The sequence below is a fragment of the Bradyrhizobium sp. Ce-3 genome (assembly GCF_022835695.1).
Classification (GTDB): domain Bacteria; phylum Pseudomonadota; class Alphaproteobacteria; order Rhizobiales; family Xanthobacteraceae; genus Bradyrhizobium.
The window spans coordinates 919470-942462 of record NZ_BQUV01000001.1; the positions used below are offsets into that span (position 1 = coordinate 919470).

At 65.5% G+C, this 22993-nt stretch carries 22 protein-coding genes; 9 read left to right on the forward strand and 13 right to left on the reverse strand.

Annotation, left to right across the window (positions count from 1 at the left end):
• Positions 1–13: 13 nt before the first annotated feature.
• Positions 14–1117, reverse strand: coding sequence for a glycosyl hydrolase (locus BRSPCE3_RS04205; protein ID WP_244064399.1), 1104 nt, complete (start codon positions 1115–1117; stop codon positions 14–16).
• A 252-nt stretch (positions 1118–1369) separates the two neighbouring features.
• On the opposite strand from BRSPCE3_RS04205, the gene BRSPCE3_RS04210 reads away from it, so the two are divergent.
• The 3 genes from BRSPCE3_RS04210 to BRSPCE3_RS04220 all read left to right on the forward strand — a co-directional run bounded on the left by BRSPCE3_RS04210 (position 1370) and on the right by BRSPCE3_RS04220 (position 4798).
• Positions 1370–2680: a glycosyltransferase family 4 protein gene (locus BRSPCE3_RS04210; protein ID WP_244064401.1), complete on the forward strand. Its 1311-nt coding sequence runs from the start codon at positions 1370–1372 to the stop codon at positions 2678–2680.
• Positions 2681–2759: 79 nt separating this feature from the next.
• Positions 2760–4070: a nucleotide sugar dehydrogenase gene (locus tag BRSPCE3_RS04215; RefSeq protein WP_244064403.1), complete on the forward strand. Its 1311-nt coding sequence runs from the start codon at positions 2760–2762 to the stop codon at positions 4068–4070.
• Positions 4071–4078: 8 nt separating this feature from the next.
• Positions 4079–4798 carry a bifunctional 2-polyprenyl-6-hydroxyphenol methylase/3-demethylubiquinol 3-O-methyltransferase UbiG gene (locus BRSPCE3_RS04220; protein ID WP_244064405.1) on the forward strand — a complete coding sequence of 240 codons (720 nt, stop codon included), beginning with the start codon at positions 4079–4081 and terminating at the stop codon, positions 4796–4798.
• A gap of 21 nt (positions 4799–4819) precedes the next feature.
• Here BRSPCE3_RS04220 and BRSPCE3_RS04225 read toward each other — a convergent pair whose 3' ends face one another.
• The 11 genes from BRSPCE3_RS04225 to BRSPCE3_RS04275 form a co-directional block, all read right to left on the reverse strand.
• Complete coding sequence (locus tag BRSPCE3_RS04225) at positions 4820–5491, reverse strand: class I SAM-dependent methyltransferase (protein WP_244064407.1); 672 nt, start codon at positions 5489–5491, stop codon at positions 4820–4822.
• A gap of 13 nt (positions 5492–5504) precedes the next feature.
• Positions 5505–6131: a class I SAM-dependent methyltransferase gene (locus BRSPCE3_RS04230; RefSeq protein ID WP_244064409.1), complete on the reverse strand. Its 627-nt coding sequence runs from the start codon at positions 6129–6131 to the stop codon at positions 5505–5507.
• On the reverse strand, positions 6128–7417 hold the full coding sequence (locus BRSPCE3_RS04235) for a polysaccharide transporter (protein ID WP_244064411.1): 1290 nt from the start codon (positions 7415–7417) through the stop codon (positions 6128–6130). The genes BRSPCE3_RS04230 and BRSPCE3_RS04235 overlap by 4 nt, the downstream gene beginning before the upstream one ends.
• 26 nt (positions 7418–7443) lie before the next feature.
• Positions 7444–8736 (reverse strand): O-antigen ligase family protein, encoded by a 1293-nt coding sequence (locus BRSPCE3_RS04240; protein WP_244064413.1) that lies wholly within the window; start codon positions 8734–8736, stop codon positions 7444–7446.
• Positions 8733–9848, reverse strand: coding sequence for a glycosyltransferase family 4 protein (locus tag BRSPCE3_RS04245; RefSeq protein ID WP_244064414.1), 1116 nt, complete (start codon positions 9846–9848; stop codon positions 8733–8735). The genes BRSPCE3_RS04240 and BRSPCE3_RS04245 overlap by 4 nt, the downstream gene beginning before the upstream one ends.
• A gap of 3 nt (positions 9849–9851) precedes the next feature.
• Positions 9852–10604 carry a bifunctional 2-polyprenyl-6-hydroxyphenol methylase/3-demethylubiquinol 3-O-methyltransferase UbiG gene (locus tag BRSPCE3_RS04250; protein WP_244064416.1) on the reverse strand — a complete coding sequence of 251 codons (753 nt, stop codon included), beginning with the start codon at positions 10602–10604 and terminating at the stop codon, positions 9852–9854.
• Entirely contained in the window at positions 10601–11407 is an 807-nt protein-coding gene (locus tag BRSPCE3_RS04255; protein ID WP_244064418.1) for a hypothetical protein, read from the reverse strand. Before BRSPCE3_RS04255 ends, BRSPCE3_RS04250 begins: the two co-directional genes overlap by 4 nt.
• A 13-nt stretch (positions 11408–11420) precedes the next feature.
• Entirely contained in the window at positions 11421–13694 is a 2274-nt protein-coding gene (locus BRSPCE3_RS04260) for a polysaccharide biosynthesis tyrosine autokinase (protein ID WP_244064420.1), read from the reverse strand.
• Between the two features lie 129 nt (positions 13695–13823).
• Positions 13824–14486: a hypothetical protein gene (locus BRSPCE3_RS04265; protein WP_244064422.1), complete on the reverse strand. Its 663-nt coding sequence runs from the start codon at positions 14484–14486 to the stop codon at positions 13824–13826.
• A gap of 107 nt (positions 14487–14593) precedes the next feature.
• Positions 14594–16060, reverse strand: a complete 1467-nt coding sequence (locus tag BRSPCE3_RS04270; protein WP_244064424.1) for an O-antigen ligase — start codon at positions 16058–16060, stop codon at positions 14594–14596.
• Between the two features lie 31 nt (positions 16061–16091).
• Positions 16092–17204, reverse strand: a complete 1113-nt coding sequence (locus BRSPCE3_RS04275; RefSeq protein ID WP_244064425.1) for a polysaccharide biosynthesis/export family protein — start codon at positions 17202–17204, stop codon at positions 16092–16094.
• 340 nt (positions 17205–17544) lie between these two features.
• Between BRSPCE3_RS04275 and BRSPCE3_RS04280 the strand changes: the two genes are divergently transcribed.
• From BRSPCE3_RS04280 to BRSPCE3_RS04300, 5 genes are all read left to right on the forward strand, one after another.
• Positions 17545–17823, forward strand: coding sequence for a hypothetical protein (locus BRSPCE3_RS04280; protein WP_244064427.1), 279 nt, complete (start codon positions 17545–17547; stop codon positions 17821–17823).
• 107 nt (positions 17824–17930) lie between these two features.
• Positions 17931–18215 carry a hypothetical protein gene (locus BRSPCE3_RS04285; protein ID WP_244064429.1) on the forward strand — a complete coding sequence of 95 codons (285 nt, stop codon included), beginning with the start codon at positions 17931–17933 and terminating at the stop codon, positions 18213–18215.
• Positions 18216–18439: 224 nt separating this feature from the next.
• The gene (locus BRSPCE3_RS04290) at positions 18440–19723 is read left to right on the forward strand and encodes a hypothetical protein (RefSeq protein WP_244064432.1); all 1284 of its coding nucleotides are present in this window, start codon (positions 18440–18442) and stop codon (positions 19721–19723) included.
• A gap of 7 nt (positions 19724–19730) precedes the next feature.
• Positions 19731–20510, forward strand: coding sequence for a metallophosphoesterase family protein (locus BRSPCE3_RS04295; protein WP_244064434.1), 780 nt, complete (start codon positions 19731–19733; stop codon positions 20508–20510).
• Positions 20511–20514: 4 nt separating this feature from the next.
• Positions 20515–21099, forward strand: coding sequence for a hypothetical protein (locus BRSPCE3_RS04300; RefSeq protein WP_244064436.1), 585 nt, complete (start codon positions 20515–20517; stop codon positions 21097–21099).
• A 31-nt stretch (positions 21100–21130) separates the two neighbouring features.
• On the opposite strand, the gene BRSPCE3_RS04305 is transcribed toward BRSPCE3_RS04300, so the two are convergent.
• A complete protein-coding gene (locus BRSPCE3_RS04305) occupies positions 21131–22573 on the reverse strand; it encodes an undecaprenyl-phosphate glucose phosphotransferase (protein ID WP_244064437.1) in 1443 nt (480 codons plus the stop codon).
• A 95-nt stretch (positions 22574–22668) separates the two neighbouring features.
• Here BRSPCE3_RS04305 and BRSPCE3_RS04310 point away from each other — a divergent pair, with 95 nt between their 5' ends.
• Positions 22669–22983, forward strand: coding sequence for a hypothetical protein (locus BRSPCE3_RS04310; protein WP_244064439.1), 315 nt, complete (start codon positions 22669–22671; stop codon positions 22981–22983).
• The last annotated feature ends 10 nt before the right edge of the window (positions 22984–22993 follow it).

Sequence of the window (22993 nt, forward strand, 5' to 3'; positions counted from 1 at the left end):
TTTAACATCGTTATCATTGCAGCAACAGGACCGGTTTGGGCGAGATCTCGACCTCACCATTGGCGATGACGCCTTCGCCGCCGTCGAGGCCCTGGTAACGGCTGAAATGCGGATCGACCCGGGCGAACGAGCGGTCCTTGGTGGTCCAGAGGATCAGCCCGTCGCGGCCATCCGGCATGCGAAGCTCGACGCGCCAGCTCGTCGGCGACGTCTTCCCCGCAGCGACCACGCTTGCGCCGACCAGCCATGATTGCACCGTGCGATAGGCAATTCCGCTCGGAAGCAGCCCGCGCGCCGGATCCCAGAGTTTGCCGAAGTCGCTGCCGCCGCCGGCAAACTCGTACCAATAGAACCGGTCGACACCGCTGATCCATTTCAGGATGTAGGCGCGGGCCAGACACCCATCCGGGTTGTCCTCGTAGGACGACCAGCCGGCCTCGGTGTCCCAGATCGGCCTCGCCGACAGATCGTGCGCGGCGAGGATCCGCTTGAAGCGCGCAATGATGCCGAGCACCGCTTCGGGCTCGCTGGTGTAACCGTGGAAGGCGAACACATCGGCATATTGTCCGCCGCCTTGCGCCATGAAGGCCTGTTGCCAGCGATAGCCGTCCGGCGTGCCATTGGACGGCGGCGTCAGCACCGTCAGCGCGGGATCGCTGGCCTTGATGATCTCGTAGGCCCGCTTCTGCATCTGGACCATGGTCGCGATATCGCCCGAGTAATATTTGGGATCCTCGGGTTCGTTCCAGATTTCCCAGTATTTGATGCGGCCGGCGGCGCGCGTCACGGCCGCGCGCACCCATTGATCCCATGTCGCCAAATCGGCCGGCGGCGAGCTCGCACCGGGCGTGAACGCCGGCGGTGCATCCTTGACCGACGCGGCCCATCTCGGCGTGTAAGCGAGATTGAGCACGATCTCGACGTGCTCGCGCTCCGCCGCCGCAAGAATGGCATCGAAGCGCGCCCAATTATAGACGCCCGGCGCCGGATTGATCTGCGCCCAGTAGATCGCGCCCCACAGCCGGACGCCGTCGAATTTGAGCTCTGGCCAAGGTTGCGACTGTCCGATCGCGTTGATCGTCATGCCGAACAGCGTCGGCGGGATCACCGCATTCACGCGGCTCGTAACGAGCGCATCGTTTGACGTCGAACCAGCCCACGACAGCGGCCATCTGTGAGCCAGCGGCAGCAGCGCGCTCAAAACAAGCGCAATCAACGCCCTTTGACCCCAATCCCTCACTTTGCCTGCCATGTCCTCGTCTCGTCGCCGTCACATCGGTGCCGGGATTGCATTGTGAAAGCCGTGCATGTTAATGCCGATGTTAGTCGGATTGTGATGTTGTTAGGTCAATGGTATAGATCATTGCAGATGTCGAGAACTGAACCATCACCGCGGCGGATCCTGATCATCGTCGAGAACCTTCCGGTTCCTTTCGATCGCAGGGTGTGGTGCGAAGCAACGTCGCTGCGCAAGGCGGGCTACGAGGTTTCGGTGATCTGCCCGAAGGGCCGCGGTCATGACGAGCCTTACGAATGCCTCGAGGGCATTCACATCTATCGCCATCCGATGCCGGTGGAAGCACGCGGGATCGCCGCCTATCTCATCGAATATCCGGTCGCGCTGCTGTGGGAAACCTGGCTTGCGATCAAGGTCGCGTGGAAGCACGGCTTCGACGTGATCCATGGCTGCAATCCGCCCGATTTGATCTTCCTGATCGGCCTGCTGTTCAGGCTCGGCGGCAAGCGCTTCGTGTTCGATCATCACGACGTCAATCCCGAGCTCTACGAGGCGAAATTCGGCCGCCGCGACATCTTCTGGCAGCTGCTGCGGCTGGTCGAGTATCTCACCTTCAAGACGGCGAGCATCTCGATCGCGACCAACGAATCCTATCGCGACGTCGCGATCACGCGCGGCGGCATGCCGGCCGATCGCGTCTTCGTGGTGCGCTCCGGCCCCAATCTCGATCGCGTGCGCTCCCGTCCGGCCGATCCGGCCTGGCGAAATGGCCGGCGCTACAGCGTCGGCTATGTCGGCGTGATCGGCCAGTCCGAAGGCATCGATCTCCTGCTGCAGTCGATCGGCCACATCGTGCACGATCTCGGCCGCACCGACATCCAGTTCAACATCGCCGGCTCCGGGCCGGAGTGGAATGCCGTCGTGAAGCTTTGCGCGGAGCTGCAGCTCTCCGATTACGTGAACTTCACCGGCGCCATCGCCGACGACGCGCTGTTCACGATGCTCTCGACCGTCGATGTCTGCGTCAATCCGGATCGCGTCACGCCGATGAACGACATCTCCACCATGAACAAGATCATGGAATACATGGCGCTCGGACGGCCGATCGTTCAGTTCGACGTCCGCGAAGGGCGTCGCTCGGCGCTCGACGCCTCGCTCTATGCGGCAAAGAATGATCCGCAGGATTTCGCCAGCAAGATCATCACGTTGATCGACGATCCGGCGCTGCGTCAGACGATGGGCGTGTTCGGCCGCAACCGCGTCGAGCGCGCATTGTCCTGGACGCATGAGGAACCGAAGCTGCTCGCCGCTTACGAGGCGCTGTTCGCCAGGAAAGCTCCCTGGCAGAGCCGCGCACCGCGCGCGAGCGCGACGGCGGAGCGGCCCACTTCGCAAGCGTCCGGCGTCAACGCCAATGCAGCTGCCGGGCGGGCATCGCGTTGAACGCCCCGCCGCCTCACTCACGTCAAACGCGATGCGGCCACGGCCACGCGCACGTCCCCAGGTCATTGAAGGTCGAAGCATGAACGTCAGCATTTTCGGCCTCGGTTATGTCGGAACGGTCTGCGCGGCCTGCTTCACCGAACTCGGGCACCAGATCATCGGCGTCGACAAGAGCGTCGCGAAGGTCGACCTGATCCGCGAAGGCCGTTCGCCGGTGATCGAGCCCGGCATCTCGGACAAGGTGGCGCGCGCGGTTGCAACCGGACAATTGACCGCGACCACCGATGCCACCGAGGCGATCGTCAACAGCGACATCTCGATGGTCTGTGTTGGCACGCCGTCATCCGGTAACGGCAATCTCGACCTCACCGCGATCCGTCAGGTCGCGATCGAGATCGGCCGCGGATTGCGCGCCAAGAACGCGCCGCACACGGTGACGATCCGCTCCACCGTGCTGCCTGGCACCACCCGCGGCACCGTCGGGCCGCTGATCGAGGAAGCCTCCGGCAACAGGATCGGGCGCGATTTCGACCTCGCCTTCAATCCGGAGTTCCTGCGCGAAGGCTCAGCGATCGCGGATTTCAACGCACCGTCGAAGACCGTGGTTGGCGCCTTCAACCAGGAAACCGCCGACCGCGTGATGGCGCTCTACAGGGACCTGCCGGGCGCCAAGATCACGCCGCCGGTCGAGACCGCGGAACTCGCCAAATATGTCGACAACAGCTGGCACGCGCTGAAGGTCAGCTTTGCCAACGAAATCGGCACGATCGCGAAGACGCTCGGCATCGACGGCCGCGACGTCATGAACATCTTCCTGCAGGACACAAGGCTCAACATCTCTCCGGCTTACCTGCGGCCGGGCTTTGCCTTCGGCGGCTCCTGCCTGCCCAAGGACGTCAAGGCGCTGAAGCATCTGGCGCACAGCCGCGGGCTGTCGACGCCGGTGCTCGAAAGCATCCTGCCGAGCAACGACATGATCATGTCGCGCGGCGCCGACTGGATCCTGTCGCATGACGGCCGCCGCATCGCCTTCCTCGGCATCAGCTTCAAGGCCGGCACCGACGATGTCCGCGACAGCCCGTTCGTCGAGCTGGTCAAAAGCCTGCGTGGCGAGCAGCGCGAGATCCGGATCTACGATCCCAACGTGCAGCTGTCGCAACTGATCGGCGCCAACCGGGACTTCATGATGCGCAACCCGGAGCTGGTCGGCCTGCTGCATGACGACGTGGCGGCGACCATCGAGTGGGCCGACATCATCGTGCTGACAACGGCCGATCCGCGCTTCGTTGCGGCACTGAAGGCAAGCCGCCCCGACCAAATCGTGCTCGAACTGTCTGATATCGGATTGCCCGATGAAGTCAGCGCGAGAGTGAGCGGCTTCCACTGGTAGGGATGACCATGGCCAGCATCGGCCAGACCCGCGACCGACCCGAAATCCGCTTTCACGACGAGATTTCGTCGGGATGGGAGACGCTGCATCAGAGCCGCACCTTCAAGGCGCGCACCGCCGCGATGTTCGGCCTGCTCGGCAATGCGGACCTCAAGGGACAGCGCTGGCTGGATGCCGGTTGCGGCACCGGAACGCTGTCCCGCCTGCTCGCCGCGCGCGGCTGCGACGTCACCGGCGTCGACGCCTCGTCGGAGATGATTGCGGCGGCGCGCGGCCGCCTCGCCGATGGCACACCGGCCGAACGGCTCAGATTCCAGCAGATTCCGACGATCGCAAACCTGCCATTTGCCGATCGATCGTTCGACGGCGTGCTCTGCGCCAGCGTGCTGGAATATGTCCCGGACGTGGCGCAGTGCCTCGCCCAGATCCATCGCGTGCTGAGGCCAGGCGGGCTGCTGCTGGTCTCGATCCCGAACCGCGGCTCGCTGCTGCGCCAGGGCTACAAGCTCGCGCACACAGCCTCCTCGCGCGTGTCGGCGCGGCCGCTGTTCCGCTACCTCGCCTTCTCGAAATTCGACGCCTCGCCGGCTGCGATGCAGGACCTGCTGCAACGGCATGGCTTCACGATGCTGGGCAGCAGCTTTGCCGGCTCCCCGCTGCCGCCGGCGCTCGACCGCCGGCCGGACGTCGGCACGCTGATCAATATCCTCGCGCGGCGCGACGATTAACGAGGCAGGCGAATGCCGGCGTCAGGCCTTGATCGCCATCAGCGACTTGGTCATGCCGAGATAACGTTCGCGATAGATCTTTGCGTCCGGAAACGTCTCCGTCATCTCGCGCCAATCGAACAGGTGCCAGTCGGGCGCGGTTCGCTTGAACCAGAAGCGGTTGAATCTCTCGATCAGCGCGATCTGGAGCCGCCGCGGCAGCAGCACGATGAATCCGGGCAGCCAGGTATGGCTCTCGATCGGAAAGTAGCGGTACGGCGTCTGCACGTAGAACGACTTTGCGACCCGCGAGATCTCGCCGGCGAAGCGGTTCTGGTGCTCGCGCGCGATGTTCAGGAACGTTGCGTCGCTCTCGATCGTCACGACGTCCTGCTTCGGCCCGGTGACGTGCTCGATCACCGACGAGCAAAAGCAGAAGTCGAACGCCTGGTCGTCGAACGGCAGGCGCTCGGTCTCCTGCAGCAGTACCGTCTTGAAGCCGAAGCGCTCGCGCGCGGCCCTCAAATCGTCGGCCGAGATGTCGCAGACCGTGATGTCGGTATGGCGCGGCAGGATTGCGCGAATGTGCCGCCCGGTTCCGCCGCCGAGATCGAGGATCTTCGCATCGAGCGGCAGGTTCACGGTGCGGACGAGGAACTCGCCGCGCCGCTGGCGCGCTGCACTGGAAAATCGGGCCTGAATGGCGCCCAGCACTATCAGTCTCCTGCTACTTGATCGCTTCGAAGAAGATCGACTCGTCCGGCCGGTTGTCGAGCCGGTCGATGTCGGGACAGATACCCTCGCGATAGGCCCTCGTATGGGTTTCCGAGCACCCCGCGTCGCGGAACAGCGCGGCGAGCGAGGCGCGGGTGAAGCCCCAGTGATGCGCGAACGCGGCCTCCTTGCGGCGCTCGATCTCGAACACGCCCCTGAGGAAGGCCTGCGGCGCCGCCGGATCATACAGCGCGACGATCCGCTCCATGTCGGGCACGACGATCCGGCACACCCCGCCGGGCGCCAGCACGCGGGCGATCTCGCGCGCCAGCCGCTCGACCTCGTCGGGAAACAGATGCTCGAAGACATGCGCACTGAACACCGCCGAGAGGCTGGCATCGGCGAACGGCAACGGCTTGGTCAAATCCATGTGACGGAGCCCGGCGAACCTGCCCTGACGGTGCTCGGCATAGCGGGCATCGCTCAACAGGCCGGCAAGATGCAGCGCTTTCGCCGCGAACGGCAGGCGCGCGATCCACAGATGCATCGTGATGTCGGTATTGATCCAGCCCTCGATGCCGCAATTGAAGGCGCCGATATGCAGGCGCTGCAGCGCGCGGCCGGGTGCGTCGTCGGTCATGCTCGCTCCCGCTCCGAATTGGTCAGCACGACTGTGATCACCGACGCGGCGCTGGAGGCCACCATCGCCGCAACCGCACCCATCACCTGCCAGGCCTCTGCCGCGAACGGCAGCACACAGCACAGCGCGACCAGGCCGGCGATCCGGCTCAGCATGAAGCGCTGCGGCTTGCCGGTCGCAAATAGTGGCAGCGCGAGGCCGAGCCACACGGCGTCGAGCCCCATCGCAGCGCCCATCAAGGCGAGGCTGCCGGTGCCGATCTCGTAACTCTGTCCGTGAATCACCAGCGCAAGAACGCGCTGGCCGAGCAGCACCACCAGCGCGCCATAGGCCGCCGCGATCGCGCCGAGCAGCAGGGCATTTTCGCGCGCGGCGGCGGTAACCGCGGCGCGCCGGCCGGCCCGCAATTCGGCCGCGATCTCCGGCAGGCGGACCGAGAACATCGTCGCGCAGAACTGGCTGAGCGGTGCGAACACCAGGAGCAGGATCCGCAGCGACGCGCTCGCCTCCAGCCCGATCAGCAAGCCGCACACCGGGATCAGCCCGATGCTGCCGATCCAGTAGGTGAGCGAGGTTGCAACGAACCAGCGGCCGTTCCTGAACAGCCGCCGCAGTGAGCCGCGGAAGATTCTCGCCTGGGGCCAGGCCAACTCGCGTGTGTGGAGCAGCAGCAGGCTCGCGGCGAGCGCCGCCGAGATCGCGATGCACGCCATCGCCGCGGCGGCGCCGGCCAGCTTGAGGGCGATCATCAACCCGGCGGAGGCGACCAGCGCCACGCAGTAGGCCAGCGACGAGGCCACCGCGCGCGGCAGCCGCCCGTCGAGATAGCAGATGCGGCGGAACATGCTTTGCAACCGCACCGCCGGGATCGCGAGCCCGGTTGCGATCACGAGCCCGCCGGTGGCCACGCCGGCCGCAGCGATTACGAGGCCCGCGATCACCAGCAGCAGGCCAAGTGCTGCGGAGACCAGCAGCGACGACAGATAGAGGCCGAGCCGCAGTTGCGGCCACCGCGACTTCGGGATGCGATGTGCGGCTGCCGGCAAGCCGTCGTCGAACAGGCCGCGCAGAAACACCGCCTCGATCAGGATCGAGAACGACCAGGCGACGCTGAAGCGGCCGAACGAACTGATATCGAGCACATTGGCGAGCACGATCGTCAGCACGAAGGCCGAGCCGCTGAGCAGCGCCTGATCGATCAGGCCGAGTGCGACATTGCCCCCGGCGCGGCGCAGCCGGCGGAGCAAGCCGCTGACGGCACCGGCGAGCCCCGTTTGGGCCGCCACGCGGTCCAACCTGTCGGTCAACGCACTCACGCCTCACTCACGCGCAGTCTGGTGAACGCCCGCCGCGGCGCCATCTGCAGCCTGGCCTCCGGGCCGAAATAGCACCAGAACACCAAGACGCAGCCGAAATAATTGTGCAGCAGCTGGCTCGAATCGTTGGCCGACGCGATCAGAACGAACAGCAGCATCGCAAACGGCGCCAGCCAGTACAGCCCTCGCCGCTCGAACGTGAAGACGATGGTGTTCCACAACGCGCGTGCCAGCAGCAGCAGATAGAGCACGCCGCCAAGCATGCCGAACTGGAGGAAGGCATCGAGATAGGAATTCTCGAACGAGCCGAACTCGGTGTTCCACGGCGCCATGCTGGTCAGCTCGTTGACGGGCGAGTTCGGCAGCTCGTTGAAGAACCCGGAGAAGCCGTAGCCGAGCCAGGGATGCTGCCAGAAGAAGTAGGGCCAGACCGACCACAGGAAGGAGCGGCCGGTCAGGTTTCCGCTGCGGCCGACCAGCCCATACAGCTCGTCGCTCGGCAGGGCGAACACGACAAGCGCAAAGAAAGCGAGGCAAAGCCAGTAGATCGCGGCGGCCCCCCTGTGCCCGAGCACCACCAGCAACAGCCCGAAGGTGACGGCCAGCGCGGTCAACATGCTGACCAGCGGTCCTGCGGCGCCGGCCGCGGCGAGCGCGAACAGATGGCAGCCCATCAGCAACAGCGACCAGCCGAATTGCTTGCGCGGCCCCGCCAGCATCCGCACGAAGCAGATCAGCACCATCAGGCCGAAGAAGGCGCCCGCGAGATTCTTGTGGCCGAACACGCCGGCATAGGCCTGGGTCCCGAGCACCGTCGGCCGGTGCAGCGGGTCGTAATCCCATTGCGAGCCGATCACCGGAAACAGCACGACGTGGACGATCAAGACCACGATTCCGATCCGGAACAAAGTGTCGACGAGACGATCGACCGGGCAGCTGATCACCACCCACGCCGAGAACATCGTGGTCAACACATACATCGCGAACTTGACCGACGAGCCCGCCGGGTCGGCGCTCAGCGCCAGCGACACCAGCGCGAAGGCAATGAACGTCAGATAGAGATGCGATTGCAGCATCAAGAGGCCGAACCGTTTCCGATCGACCGCGATGTGCAGCATCAGCAGGATATACAGCAGCAACCACGCGCCGCGGAACAGGGTGGACTCCCCGGCCCGCTCTGCGAACGAGATGCCCTCGACGAAATTGAACAGGAAGTAGATGCAGCCGAGCACCATCACCAGATAGGCGTGCAGGAAGACGTCGGTTCGGAACCACCATCGGCCGATCATGGCACGGCTTCCTGCCGGGCTGGTGCCCGCGCGAGATGATCGACCGCGGTCGTGAAGCGGGCAGCGGCGTCCGCAAGCGCGTCGCTTGGCACGCTCTGCCGGGCACGCAGCGACATCGCCTCCCAGCGCGCGGGATGTTCGAGCAGGCCGCGCGCTGCGTCGACCCAAGTTTGCTCATCGAGCGCGCAAACGTAGCCGTTATCTTGGTCGCGCACCAATTCGCCGCTCGCCCCGACATGGGGCGAGACCAGGCAGGGAACTCCGCACTGCAAGGCCTCGTTGCAGACCAGTCCCCACGGCTCCAGCAACGAGGGCAGCAGCAGCAGCCGTGATTGCAGGTAGATCTCCGATATCGCCTGCCACGGCACATAGCTGTCGTGACGGACATCGATGCCGGCGCTGGCGAACCGCGCCAGCATGCGCGCTTCGGCGGCGCCGGACCCGACCACACGGACCTTCAGCCCGGGCAGGATCCGGCCGAGCGCAATCGCGACATTTTCGAAGAAGATCGCATTCTTGGCGTCGTCGTTGATGCGCGCGCACCAGAGCAGGTGAAACGGGCGGTCGTGAAAATCGGGCACGGTCGCCGGCGGATCCCATGCCGGCACCAGCGGCACCACGAACAGATCGGCGTCGCGAACCCCCTGATCGCGGAAATACGCCCTGCCCTTGTCGCTGCAGCACACCACCGCCTCGCACTGGCGCAACAGCCAGGGCCGTGCCAGACGGTGATAGGCGGTATCAGGCATCGTCTCGCGCCAGCCGTCGATGGTCAGCGCAAGCGCCTTGCCGTTGGCGCGGGCCCAGGCCGCACCCGCCAGCATCGACGGATAAAGACCGTTGACGAACAGTAAATCGGGCGCGAGCGCGTTCAGGGCGCGTCCGATCCCGATATTGAGATGGGTGTGACGCGAGCGCGACAGCGGGATCGATAAACCCGGCACCGTGCGCGTGGTGTAGCGCGGCGTGAACGAACCGGCCCAGAACCGATCGGCCTCCTGCGCGATACAGGACAGCACGGCGAGATCCAGCCCACGATCAACCAGCTCGTTGTAGAGCCGGTTGGTGTAGGGTGTGATCATGTTGTTGAAGACGACCACGCGCGGCGCCATGGCTCAGCGATCCCGTGGCGGCGCCGCGTCGTGCCGGCAGATCGCCCCGCAATGATACGTCGCAAGCCGGGTCGCGAACCCTGGGCCGACCGACAACAGCGACTTCCGCACGATGCTCTTCGCGAGTCCCTTCATCCGCGACGAATGAAAAGCATGCACCGGCAGGCTGTGGTCCCAGGTGCCGAAGTCCTTGACCTTGAGCCCCACGGTCTCCAGCAGCAGCCGAAACGTATCGGGCGTGTAGAAATTGATATGGCCGATGTCGAGCGTCGATTGCAGCGCCCCGCGACTGGTCCGCGCGTGCAATTCGCAGGGCACCTCGACATAGATGAAGTCTCGCGAGACGCGGGCGAGCTCGTGAAGCAATGCACGCGGTTCGGGCACGTGTTCCAGCACGTGGCTGGCATAGACGAGATCGAACGCTCCATCGGCGAACGGGATCGTCGCACCATCATAACTCGACCAGCGGAACGGTGCCTGGGCGGCGCCGTCGATCTCCAGATTGGTCGCAGGATCGATGACGTCGATGCCGGTGAAATCGCGGCCGACACCGATCGCCGACAGCCGCGCCAGCACCGCGCCGGTGCCGCAACCGACCTCGAGCACGCTGCCGATTTTGGCGGCGCAGGCGCCGAGCAGGCCCGCGATATGATTCGCCTTGTCGACCGCACAGACCCGACGCCAGTCGCGCTCCTGCGCTGAATAGACGCCCTCATAATGCGCGTTGTGTCGTCCGACGCTAAATTCCATCGTCATGGCCTAGCCCTCGCCTCCGGCAGCATTGGGGCAACAAGGCGGTCGTCCGATTTGAGCTGCAAATTGCGCCGTTCCGCCGGCGAGCGGCGATCGAGATCGTATCCGATGTCGGCCATCGTGCGGGTCAGGATATCGACGTTCCGTTGCGGGACGGAAGCAAGGCCCGCCAGCAACCGGTCCCGGTGCGCCCAGCCCGGTCCCTTCAGGAGATCGATCGCCTCGGTATAGAGCTCGGTCTTCACGAGACGCCCGAACTCGGCAACGACGGCGTCCGACAAATCGGGCGGCAGGGCGTCGAGCATCGCGAGCGCCATCGCGCTGCGCTTGACGACGATCCAGCCCTCGTTGGGTCCGAGCCGGTACGACATCCGCAGCAGGTCGAAATTGGCGTCGCTCAAGCCCTGCCTTGTGTTGCGCAGCCAGAACAGCACCAGCCAGAGATAAGGATCTGCCGGCGCGCAGCCGAGCGATTTGCGGACGGCCGTGTCGAGCTCGCCCATCCGGTCGTCCACCCGATCGCCGGACGCGAGCGCGTTCTCGGCGAGCCGCAGCCGGATCACCGCCACGCTGCGATCGATGGCCGGCATGCAGTCCGTTTCCGCCGCGGTGCGCGACAATAGCGGACCGAGGTCATCGAGCTCGGCATCGCTGACCGGTACGTTGCGGAGGATCAGGTCCCTCGCGCCATCGAGTCGCGTCTCGGCGACGAAGACCGGCAAGCTGGTCGCGCCCCAGGCGACCGACGAGCACGCGAGCGCGGCCAGGAAGCCGCGCGCAAGCCATGCGGCCGCGCGCCGGGGCATCTCACCGCGCGTTTCACTCGGTGTAGCCATATCGCCCATAATGCGAGTTGTAATAGTAGTTCTTGCCGCCGTAGCCGCTATAGCGGCTCATCGCGGCGATATCGGCCTTGTTGAGCACGACGCCGAGCAGGTTCTCGTTGACCGCCCGCGCGCTGCGCAGCGCACGCTCGACCACCTGCACCTGGGTCTTGCCCCATTCCACGATGAAGACGAACGAATCGACGAAATGCGCGGTGATGCGGACATCGACCACCGGCGTGAGCGGCGGGAAATCGACGATCACGTAGTCATACTGGCTGCGCGCTCCGTCGATGAAATCCTTCATCTGGTCAGACGCCAGCACCTCGTGCGAATGCGCGATGCGCGACCGCGTGGCGCCCGGCAGGAAGGCAAGGCCGGTCTCGGGATCGCGCCACAGCGTCTCCTGCAATGTCGCGTTGTTCGACAGCACGTCGAGAATGCCGCGCTCGGCATTCGCCGCGACCTTGCGGCTAAGCGACGGATTGCGCAGGTCGCAGTCGACCAGCAGCACGCGCGCCCCGCTCTGGGCGACCAGCTGCGCGAACACGAAGGCCAGCGTCGACTTGCCTTCGTTGGGCAGCGCCGAGGTCAGGCCAAGGATCTTCGACGGCTTGGTGACATTGAGGTCCGCATTGACCTTGATCGAGCGGATCGCTTCCGAGAACCGCGAGAATGGCGCGTCGATCGCCGCCCACAGCACCGGCTCGTCGCCGCGCTGGATCGTGCGCGGACCGACCGGCAGAGGGGGGCGGCCGACCGCCGGCGCCTTGAGCTGGCCCGGCGAGACCCGGGGCACAATGGCGACGCAGTCGGCGTCGAGGATGGTCTCGACCATTTCAGCGGTGCGGAACACCCGGTCGTAGAGGTCGCGCAGCACACCGAGCCCGAGCCCGGCAATCAGGCCGCCGAGTGCCGAGAGCGCCAGCACGACCAGGGTCTGCGGGTGGCTCTTGCTGAGCGGACGCGAGGCACGGGTGATCACCCGCGCCTCGCTGACCGGGAACGACTGCTGCTGCACATTCTCCATGTAGCGCTGCAGGAAATTGTCGTAGAGCGAGCGATAGGTCTGGGCCGAGCTCTCGAGCTCGCGCAGCGTGACCTGCGCCTGGTTGGTGGACTGCGACTGCGACACCGAGTCGTTCACCGCGCGCTCGATCTCGTTCTGGCGCTGCTGGGCGATCGCGTAGTCGCTCTTGTAGCTTTCGGCCAGCCGCTTCAGCTCGTCGATGATCGACGACTGGATCTCGCGCATCTGGTTGCGCAGATTGACCGCGGCCAGATGATTGTAGCCATAGCGGGACGACCAGTCGGCTTCGCGGTTGGCAAGCTCGAGATATTGCGAGCGCAGCTTGGTGATGACCTGGTTGTTCAGGGTATCGGCAACCGTCGCATCCGGGACACCGCTCTTCACCACCGCCTCGATGCGGTCGAGCTTGGCCTTGGCGTCGGTGACCTGCGACTTGACATGGACCAGCTGGGTGTTGAGCTCGCCGAGCTGCTGCTCGTTGAGCAACTTGCCGCTCGAGGTGACGATATTGTTGGTCTTCTTGTAGTCGAGCACCGCGCGCTCGGCATTGGAGGCCTGGGTGCGCAGCTCCTGGATGCGGTCCTGCAGCCAGACGCTGGCGCGGCGCGTCGCCTGATATTTGGAATCGAGCTGGTCGACGATATAGGCGTCGGCGACGGCGTTGGCGATCCGCGCCGCGCGCTCCGGATCGAGCGAGCGGAAGCTGACCTCGATCACATAGGTCATGCCGCGGCGGCGGACGTCGAGCTGTTTCTGGAAAACGCGGACCGCGCGCCGGGTTCGGTCGAACTCGGTGGGCGGCGCGCTGCCGGTGAGCAGGCCGGACACGAAATCGAGCACGGCTCCTGCCGCACCGGCCCTGGAGCCGATGAACTCCGGATCCTCGTTGAGCTTGAGGTCGCGGATCACCGCGAGCGCCACGTTCTCCGATTTCAGGATCTCGACCTGGCTCTCGACCGCAGAGGAATCGACCGGAAGCTCGTTCGCCGACGATTGCTGCTGGAAGGCCTGGAATTTGCGCGTGTCGATGATCATCGTGGCGAGCGCGGTATAGCTCGGCGCCGCCGTCATCAGGTAGCAGATGCCGCCGAACAGGCAGAGCCCGGCGGTCCCGAGGATGACCCAGTACTGCCGGAGCAGATAGGTGACGAAGGCGTCGAAGGTTTCCGCCAGCGACGGCAGTTCAGCCGGACGATTTCTTAGGTCGACAGGCGGCGAAATCTGGTTGCGCTGAAGCATCTCGTCCTATCGCCGCGCCGGCAGGATGCATCCTGCCCTTGCGCCCTCCAATGATCCCGGGAAGCGTCCCGCCGCCGACACCAAAGCGCGTTGCTGCAGAGAGTTCTCCATTCGCGATCGGACGCCAGCTCAGGGAGTAACTGTTGAAATCAGCGTGGTGGTGGCGCCGGTCGTCGTGCCGGTCGTGTTGTTGCCTGAGCTCGACACCGACGAGGTGAAGCTGAAGATCCCGGTGTTCACGCTGTTGCCGTTAATGGCCTCGAGCGTGCCGCCCCCCGCGCCGTTGGCGCCGAGCGCACCGGTCTGGCCACCGGATGCACCGGCGCTGCCCGCGCCGCCGGCACCGGTCGCAGCCGTGCCGCTGTCGCCGGACGCCGCGGCAAACGCCATCACGGTGTCGAGGTCCTTGGTGTCGGCGATCGCCTGCTGGATCCGCGTCGCATAGGGCTGGTTGCTGCGCACCACGATGCGCGCGGCCTGGGCGAGACCGGCGGCGATCGCAGTCTTCTGGTCCTTGCTTGCCTTGGCAAGCAGCGCAATCAAGGGATCGAGCGAGGTCGGATCGTTGAGGGCGAAGTCGCGTGCCCGCGAGGTCAACTCCACGCCGGCGTTCGGAAACTGGGTCAGCAACTGCTCCGGATTGGCCTTGAAACTGGCGACCGCCTGCGGGAGCTGGATCAGCCCGCCGGGGGTCTGGGCGAATGCAGCACCGCCGGGCGCCACGACCGCCAGGATCGCCAATACCGCGAGGCGCGGAGCGGAAAAACCGCCGGATCGCTCAAATGTGAACACAGCTATCTCCCTAACGAATACTAACAGTTGGTTAGCATAGTCAGAGTTATCGCGCCAATTAAATACCCTCGACCGGGCATGGCCCCGCCCGACGCGCGAAATCAACGTTAATCGGCCGCCCCGATCGTAACACCGGTGTCACTGTCGCCGGGCGCGCCGCCGCGGCCCCGGGCTGAACGGAAGGATTGTGACAGGCCCGCCCCGAGCAGGGCCGCGATAACAACGGCATAGCCGGTGATCTGGAGCGAGAAATCGATCATCGAATGGAGTGCGCCGGCGGCCGACGCGCAGAGCGCCGCGAGCGGCACGATCACGTCGCGGCGGCGGGTCCGCACGCCATGCGCGAGCACGCCGAATGCTGCGAGCAGCGCGATCATGACGGCGCCGGCCATTAACATTCCACCGTCGGACGCCAGTTCGAGCCAGCTGTTGTGGGCCCGGTTCCAGGTCCCGCGTAGCGAGATGTCGTCGGTACGATACGCCGGATAGACCCATTCGAAGCTGCCGAAGCCATCGCCGAGCCAGGGGTGGTCCCAGATCATCCGCAACGTCGCGCGAAAGGTCGAGAACCGTCCCTCATCCGACAGGCCCATCATGCTGAAGCGCGCGCCGACGCCACCGCCGAGAAGTTGCAGCAACGCCAGCGCGACCAGGCTGCCGACGCCGAGCGCGACGATCAGGCCGTAGCGGCGCGGCATCCGCTTGCGAAAGAAGACCGCGGCCGCGACGACCGCAGCCAGCAGCGAGATCGCGACCCCGCCGCGCGACCCGGTCAGAAACATCGCCAGCAGGCAGGTGAGCCAGCCGAACGCGTACCCGGCGAGCCGGCGCCGCGCCGGCCTATCGAGCCGCGCCAGCAGGCGCAGCAGGCTGGGACGCCGCGACGGCCAACGCCGCTCGACCAATTCGCAGCCGAACAACAGCCAGATCAGCGCACAGCAGCCATAATAGATGCCCGCCGTGTTGCGATTGACGAAGGGTGAGGTCAACCACTCCAGATGCGCCTGCTTCTCGTGCAGCAGATAGATCCGGGCGGGATCGATCGCGAAGGTGACGATGCCGGTGATCGCATAGACGAGACCGGCCGCGGCGACGGCCCGCAACAAGCCGCGCGCCAACATGCGGTTGGCGCCGAGCACGACGCCGATCGCAAAGCTGAGCAGGCAGACGATCCCGACGCCTGCGGAATAGAACGGCTGGTTGGCTGCGATCGTCACCACCGGCGGAAGCTCGGCGCGCAGCAATTTTCCGGCCTCCGCCCACAGCCCATTCGGCGCCACGCCGAGCCAGGGCCGCACCGCCGATTGCTCGTGCAGCACCAGCATGGCAAGCGCCGTCAACAGCGCGGTCACCGCGAGGATCGCAAGCTGGTTGCCGCGCAACGGCATCGGCAGCACACCGAGCAGCGCGACGCCGAGCAGGATCGACCAGATCGCCGGCGCGACGACGCCGACCGAGCCGAGCGGCAGCGGCGCCAGCGCGACGACGGCGCAGAACAGCCACGACGACCAGCGCACGGGCAACGGCAAAGCCGTCGCCTCGGTCGAGCCGGAAGCTGATCGCAAACGTGTCATGAAGCCGGCCGTGCCGGCTCACGCCCGAGTATCAGGGCGCAAGCTTGATCGAATTACGAAGTAAGGTTGCGTTGTAGGCGGCCACGATCGGATCGTTCGCTGTCGCGGTCACGAGGCGGATCTGCTGCATCAGCTTGGCGTCCTCGACGGAGGCTGCGTTCGATGCATAGAGCACGTCCTTGTTGCGCAACTGGAAACGCGTGGCCAGGAAATAGCCCGCCGGATCGCGGAAATTGATGTTGTAGACGACCGGGATGATCGGCCCTGAATATTTGCTGACGTCGACGCCGAGCTTGGCGGCGACTTCCGGCAGTTCACCGCGATAGACGAACACCGAAGCCGGATCGGCCGAGGAGTCGTTCAGTCCGCCGGCCTTGGCGACGGCCTCGGCGAGCGAGATGCGCCAGGCCTCGAAATTGAACTGGCCCTGCGCGCCCGAGGCGCCGAAGGCGACGAAGGTCTGCGGCTCGCGGTAGACATAGATGGTGTCGCCCGGATGCGCGTAGATGTTGCTCTTGGGCTCATAGACCAGCTGGCCGAACGGCACCGTGGTGCGCTTGCCGTCACGCTCCAGCATCACCCAGGTATCGAAGCCCTGCCCCTTCGGGCCGCCGGCGCGCGTGATCGAGTCGAGCACGCGCTCGCCCGCGGCATTGGCCGGGAAGCGGTTCGGCGTATTGACCTCGCCGAGCACGGAGATCAGCGAGGTGCGCTGCTCGATCAGGGCGACCACCGCCTGCGGCTCGATCGCGCGGTTCTTCAACGCATCGACGATCGAGCGCTGCACCTCGGTCGGCGTGCGGTTCTTGGCGCGGATCGCGCCGGCATAGGGCACCGAGATGTTGCCGTCGGTATCGACGTTCTGGTTCGGCAGCGTGATGTAATTGCCGGGACGCACGCCGGCCTCGACCGGAATGAACAGGCCGCCGGCTGCAGCCTCGAAGATCGTGACGCTGACGACGTCGCCGATGCCGAAATGGATGTCCTTCGGCGGCGGCCCCTGGATGCCGCCGGCGAGTTGCGGCGCGAACGACGCCAGCACGTTCTCGACCTGCGGCGTGATCTTGACCAGCGCATAGGGCAGGCTTTCCGGATCACGCTGCCCGGCGACGACATCGGAGCTCGTCGGACCATTGGTCGGCATGTAATGGCAACCGCTGACCCAACAGGCGGCCGCAAGCAATAACATTACTCGAATGAAATTCGCACGCGACATTCAAATACTCCGGTCGTGCCGTAACACGCCGACTATCACAATCACAAGGTTCCGCGATATATTGCAATGCAATTGATAAGGAATGTTAGCAAGGTGAGGCAATTCGGCGACACCGGCGCAGCGCCGTGAGCCAAGGCCCCCGCGCGGCATCACTCCGGCTTTGATTTTATGTGATGTTCCGATTATCTGTGAATGAGATAGTTTGCGTTAACCGATTGAGGGGTCGATGGCCCACATGAAGTCCCTAACGATTGCCTTAAGACTTGCCTTGGGAATTGCCCTGGGAACGGCCGCCTTCCCGCTTGGCGGCTCAGGCGTTTTTGCCGCCGAACTGGGAGTCTACAAAGCCCCGCGCACCGTCGAGCGGGTCGGCGGCAACTGCCAGCGGCTGCAATATTGTCATGGCGACGTCTGCCAGTGGAAACGGGTCTGCTGGCACGGCTGTCCGGACCGCTACTCCTGCGCCCCGCTCTACGGCGCCTACGGGCCGTATGGCGGCCGCGACTATTGGGCGGCCTATAGTTATGGCGATCTGCGCCCGTTCTGAATGTTAAGCCGCTAACAAAACCACTGGCCCGTTCGACCATCGCCCGGCAGCAGCCGGGCGGTTTTGGACGATCGGATTAACCCCGGCTTAGGACCCGACCCGCTAGCATGCGGGCACAGGGTTTGGTTATGTTATTTGTTTTCCTCGGTAATTTGATCGGCGGCGCCGTGCTCGGGCTGCGCCAGCACTGCCTGGTGCTGGTGCCGGTGATGCTTGCAGAACTCGCGCTGCTCGCCGTGATCGGCGGCATGCGCCTTTCATGGCCGGAAACCGCGCTGCTGATGATCACCGCGATCGGATCGCTGCAAGGCGGCTATCTCGCGAGCGCCTTTGCGCCGCTGCTCCGGTCGCGCAGCCAGACGCCACTGATCGCCATGCGCCGCCCGCACTAGCGCGTTGTCGAGCGAAGTGGACACCGGCTCGCGTCAAGAAAACCCGTCAAGACAAGAATCCAGAGCTTCGATTCTGATTTGATCAGAACCGAAACTGCGGCGCGGCACAACGCTGCCGCATTCGGCGCGCCCGATTTCCGTTGACCTCGCGGCGAACGCGGGGCATCCCGCTGGCTTGCGTTGTTATCTTCCGCAGGAATCCCGTCTCAGGATTTGCCCCTCTCGTGTGGAACGTCACGGCCTTCATCTGCATCCTGATCGGGGCGTCGATTCCGGTGGGTCTCATCGACGCATCGCTCGCGACCGGTCTCGTCGGCGCCGCCGCCTCGCTTGGGCTGCTGGCAAGCCTGACGGCGCTCCGCCCGGGTGAACTGTCGTTCCTGAGGTCGGTTGCCGGCCCCGCGCTTGCGGCGGCGCTGGTGCCGGCGCTCTGGATCATCCTGCAGATGCTTCCGCTCTCGTTCTGGGCGAACCCGGTGTGGAAATTCGCCGGCGAAACGCTGGGCGCGCCGCTCAGCGGCAGCATCACGATCGACACCGGTGCGAGCCTCGGCACACTGCTGCTCTGGCTGTCGCTGCTATCGGTGGTGATCACCGCCGCCGCGATCGCGATCGATGCCCGCCGCGCCGACATGGTGGCCCGCAGCATCGCAGCAACCACCGCGGCCGCGGCCGTGATCCTGCTGCTATCAAGCGCTCCGGTCAAAGCCTGGCTTGGCGCCGCGCGCGATGAGACCGCAAACGGATTTCTGGTCGTCGTCCTCGTCGGCGTGCCGCTCAGTCTGGCGCGCGCGCTCGACGGCGGCGGGCATGCCGACGGCCGCACGGCGGCCCAACTGGCGCGACTGCGCGGGCTGCTCGCGGCCGGCGCGCTATTCTGCGCCGTCAGCGCCTGCTGGTACGGACGTCGCGGCGCGGCGATCGCAATCGCTGCGGGCGTCGCACTTGTCGTGATGACCTTCGCCGCGCGAAAGCTGCATCTGCACCGCTGGAGCAGCGCCGCCGCGGCGGCCGCGATCGCGCTGATCGCACTGGCGACGGCGGTCGCCAACCGTCATCCCGACGTCGCGCTGGCCATCGCCTTCGTCGACGCGCCGGCCGATCTCGTGCAATCGACCCACAATCTGCTTGCCGATTTGCCCGCGCTCGGCAGCGGTGCCGGCACCACGGCAACGCTGGCAGCGACCTATATGGACTGGCAAGGCGCCACCACGCGGCCCGTGGTGGCAACCAGTGCCGCCGCCTTGATCGCGCAGTTCGGTTCCGCCATGTTCTGGACTCTAGTCGCGGTTACGATCGTGGGCATCGCCGCGTTCACGGTCGGCGCGCGCAATCGCGGCCGCGACTGGTCCTATCCCGCGGCGGCCGCAGCCGTGTTGCTGACGCTGCTGCTCGCCGTCTTCACCTTGCCGGAATTGCCGGCGCTGCCCGGAGTGATCGTGTTGGGAGCCGTGATCGGAACAGGACTGGCCCAGCGGATCAGCCGTTCACGGTTGCGGGCGGGCTAGGCCACAGATGCGCAGCCTGCTCCGGCGCATTGTCGGCCAGACCGGCGACCTCGAACATGGCGAGGCCGACGAGACCTGCATCTACGCGGTCGGCGATATCCACGGACACGCCGACCTGCTGCACGAGATCTGCGCCCGCATCGATGCCGATATCCGCAAGTTCCGGCCGGCGCGGCCGATCCAGGTGTTCCTCGGCGACTACATCGATCGCGGGCCGGATTCGCGCGATGTGATCGCGATCCTCGAGCAACGTCGCCGAACCCGCAGCACGGTCTGCCTGCTCGGCAATCACGAAGCCTGCCTGCTGGAATTTCTCGTCAATCCCGACATGCTCGCGCAATGGCGGCAGTTCGGCGGCCTGCAAACGCTGATGTCCTATGGACTGACGCCCTCGCCCAATCCCGACGCCGCGGAACGGCGCGCGCTGGCGCTGGCATTGGTGCGCGAGATGCCGCCGGCCCATCTCGCCTTCCTGCGCTCGCTGCCGATCACCTATTCCTACGGCCGGTATTTCTTTGTGCATGCCGGCGTCAGGCCCGGCATCGCGCTCAAGCAACAGCGCAAGGACGACCTGCTCTGGATCCGCGACGACTTCCTGATCTCGGAAGATGATTTCGGCAAGGTCGTGGTCCACGGCCACACCCCGGTGCATCAGGCCGAGCTGCTGCGCAACCGCATCAATGTCGACACCGGCGCCTATGCGACCGGCCGGCTGACCTGCGTCAAGCTGGAGGGCGCGCGGCGAACCCTGCTGATGACCGGCAACCGGGCCGCGCGCCATGGCTAATACGATGACTGACGCCATCGACCGCTACGCGCGGCAGCTGTCGCCGGCCTTCGTGCCGGCCGTGGCCGCGATCGGCGCGGTGACATTGGCCTTGTCGGCCTGGTGGCTGGCCGCCGATGCCTTGCGCGGCAAGCCCTGGCTCGCCGCCGATGTCGGCGTGGTCAGGAGCGAATTGTGGCTCGCCGACGGCTGGAGCGAGTTGCAGACCTCGCCCGAAGCGGCCGAAGCCGCGTTCACGCGCGCGCTGCGGCTCTCGCCGATGGACGCCGGCGCCTGGTTCGGCCTCGCCTCGGCGACCGGGCGGTTCGACTGGCTGAACCCGACCGCGTCGAAGGCGCTGAAGATGTCCTACTACACCGGCTTCAACCGCAGCGACCTGATCGCGCCGCGCCTGATGCTGCTGGCGCAGGTCGACACCACGCGCGATGTGGAGCTGGTCGATCTGCTGCAGCGGCAGATCCGCCTGATCCTCACCCGTGCGCCGGAGCTGAAGGGTGCGCTCGGCCAAGCCTATCGCGTGGCGACCGACGCGAACCGGCGCATCATCGAGGCGGAATTCAAGGACGCCGGCCAGAGCATTCCGGAATAGCGCGCGCCTCCGCGCCGGCGGCCGTCGCCCGTCAGATGCCCTTGTGCCGCAGCACGGCACCGACCGTGCGCAGCAGGATGCGCAGGTCGAGCATGAAGCTCCAGCTCTTGATGTAGATGAGGTCGTGCGCGACGCGCAGCTGCATGTCCTCGATCGCCGGCGTCGCGCCGCGCAACCCCTGCACCTGTGCGAGGCCGGTGATACCAGGTTTGACGTGCTGGCGCTGCGCGTAGCTCGCGATCAGCTTCGAATATTTGTCGTCATGCGCCAGCGCGTGTGGCCGCGGCCCGACCAGCGACATGTCGCCGCGCAGCACGTTCACGAGCTGCGGCAGCTCGTCGATGCTGCGACGGCGCAATGTTGCGCCGATCCCGGTCAGCCGCGGATCGTTCTGGCGCGCCTGGGTAATGACATCGCCGTCCTCGAGCACATGCATCGAGCGGAATTTGAGGATATAGAACTGCTTGCCGTCGAACCCGTTGCGGCGCTGCCGGAACAGGATCGGCCCCCTGGAGTCGAGCTTGATCGCAATCGCGGTGCCGACCAGAAGCGGCGCGAACAACACCAGCAGGCCGCTCGATGCCACGATGTCGAACAGGCGTTTGCCGGCACGCTCCAGCGAGGTCAGCGGCGAGCGCTGCATTTCCAGCGTCGGGATCGGCCCGGTCGCCACCATCCGCAGCGCCAGGAACCGTTCCGCGGTCCGATCCGGCAGCAGCCGCACCGGCAACGGCGACGCCCGCAGCTGATCGCACACGAACTGGATGCGCGGCTCCTGCTGCCAGGGCATCGCAAGGACGATTTCGTCGGCGCCGCACTCGCGCGCCGCATGAATCGCGAGCGCGACGGCCGCCCGATCGCCCTTGTCGTCAGACAATCCGGAAAGCTGGATCCGTCGCACCTCGCTGAGGCCGAAATCGCGCAGCAGGCTCGATTGCCGCACCCGGGACAATTCGTCCGCCATCCCGACCACGACGGCGCGGCGCGTCGCCAGCATGCCGCGATCGATCGCGCGCTGCAGCGGCGCCTGCAACAGCATCCGTCCGGCCACCAGCCCGACGCCGCCGATCAGACCGAATGACAGCACCGATCCGCGCGAAACGCCGGAACCGACCTTCAGGAGGAAGATGATCAGTGTCATCAGCAGGACGACCAGCAGCCACCCGCCGAGCAGGCTGCTCCAGCGCCGGTCGAGACCGGCCAGCACCTGCGGATTGTAAAGGCCCTGCGACTTCGCCACGAACATGTGAAGGATGGCGGCGAGGACCCCGATCCCTAGAAAACCGTCAAAGCTGTTGCTATAAACCGTGTGGTAGTAAAACAGGTGATAGGCCGCGCCGCCAATGATACTGGACAGCACGACGATGATCATCTCGAAGGCGACAGCAAACGCTTCGAGAGAGGCAAAAGCGAGCGAGAAGGCGCCGAAGTTAACCGGTACCTTCGCTAATCGAGCGTCCGAAAGGTCGGTCATCGGGAATTAACATTCGTGTTAACAATTCATATGTGTATTATCAGGCAGGTCGTGAGCTCGCAAGGCCTGCCGGCAATATCGGACAGAGAGCATCCATGACTTCCAAAACTACATCCGCTGGCGAAACCGAGGCCGCGCTGGTGGCCCTCCTTCACTTGATCCGCCTGATGGGCGCCGAACTCGTCGCAGGCCAACATCGCGACGACGTCGAGGTGCTCATCAAGGCAGTCGAAACAAAGCTGCGAGCGGCCCGCTTTCCGGCCGAAATGCCGAATCAGGACATTGCCAAAGGTCTGGACCTCGCAGAGGCCAGACTGCGTCCAATCCTCGAGGAGCTGCGCGCAAGATCGGAAAAAGCGCATCTGAGCGACCAGCTGCTGCTGGCTCCCAGGCCGTCACGTATTCATTAACGGATCAGCC

Coding starts and splice junctions, on each gene's coding strand:
- BRSPCE3_RS04250 (WP_244064416.1), bottom strand. CDS start 10,604: ATGACGATGGAATTTAGCGTCGGACGACACAACGCGCATTATGAGGGC.
- BRSPCE3_RS04310 (WP_244064439.1), top strand. CDS start 22,669: ATGACTTCCAAAACTACATCCGCTGGCGAAACCGAGGCCGCGCTGGTG.
- BRSPCE3_RS04220 (WP_244064405.1), top strand. CDS start 4,079: ATGGCCAGCATCGGCCAGACCCGCGACCGACCCGAAATCCGCTTTCAC.
- BRSPCE3_RS04305 (WP_244064437.1), bottom strand. CDS start 22,573: ATGACCGACCTTTCGGACGCTCGATTAGCGAAGGTACCGGTTAACTTC.
- BRSPCE3_RS04215 (WP_244064403.1), top strand. CDS start 2,760: ATGAACGTCAGCATTTTCGGCCTCGGTTATGTCGGAACGGTCTGCGCG.
- BRSPCE3_RS04210 (WP_244064401.1), top strand. CDS start 1,370: ATGTCGAGAACTGAACCATCACCGCGGCGGATCCTGATCATCGTCGAG.
- BRSPCE3_RS04260 (WP_244064420.1), bottom strand. CDS start 13,694: ATGCTTCAGCGCAACCAGATTTCGCCGCCTGTCGACCTAAGAAATCGT.
- BRSPCE3_RS04240 (WP_244064413.1), bottom strand. CDS start 8,736: ATGATCGGCCGATGGTGGTTCCGAACCGACGTCTTCCTGCACGCCTAT.
- BRSPCE3_RS04295 (WP_244064434.1), top strand. CDS start 19,731: ATGCGCAGCCTGCTCCGGCGCATTGTCGGCCAGACCGGCGACCTCGAA.
- BRSPCE3_RS04270 (WP_244064424.1), bottom strand. CDS start 16,060: ATGACACGTTTGCGATCAGCTTCCGGCTCGACCGAGGCGACGGCTTTG.
- BRSPCE3_RS04255 (WP_244064418.1), bottom strand. CDS start 11,407: ATGCCCCGGCGCGCGGCCGCATGGCTTGCGCGCGGCTTCCTGGCCGCG.
- BRSPCE3_RS04275 (WP_244064425.1), bottom strand. CDS start 17,204: ATGCCGACCAATGGTCCGACGAGCTCCGATGTCGTCGCCGGGCAGCGT.
- BRSPCE3_RS04230 (WP_244064409.1), bottom strand. CDS start 6,131: ATGACCGACGACGCACCCGGCCGCGCGCTGCAGCGCCTGCATATCGGC.
- BRSPCE3_RS04245 (WP_244064414.1), bottom strand. CDS start 9,848: ATGGCGCCGCGCGTGGTCGTCTTCAACAACATGATCACACCCTACACC.
- BRSPCE3_RS04285 (WP_244064429.1), top strand. CDS start 17,931: ATGCGGGCACAGGGTTTGGTTATGTTATTTGTTTTCCTCGGTAATTTG.
- BRSPCE3_RS04300 (WP_244064436.1), top strand. CDS start 20,515: ATGACTGACGCCATCGACCGCTACGCGCGGCAGCTGTCGCCGGCCTTC.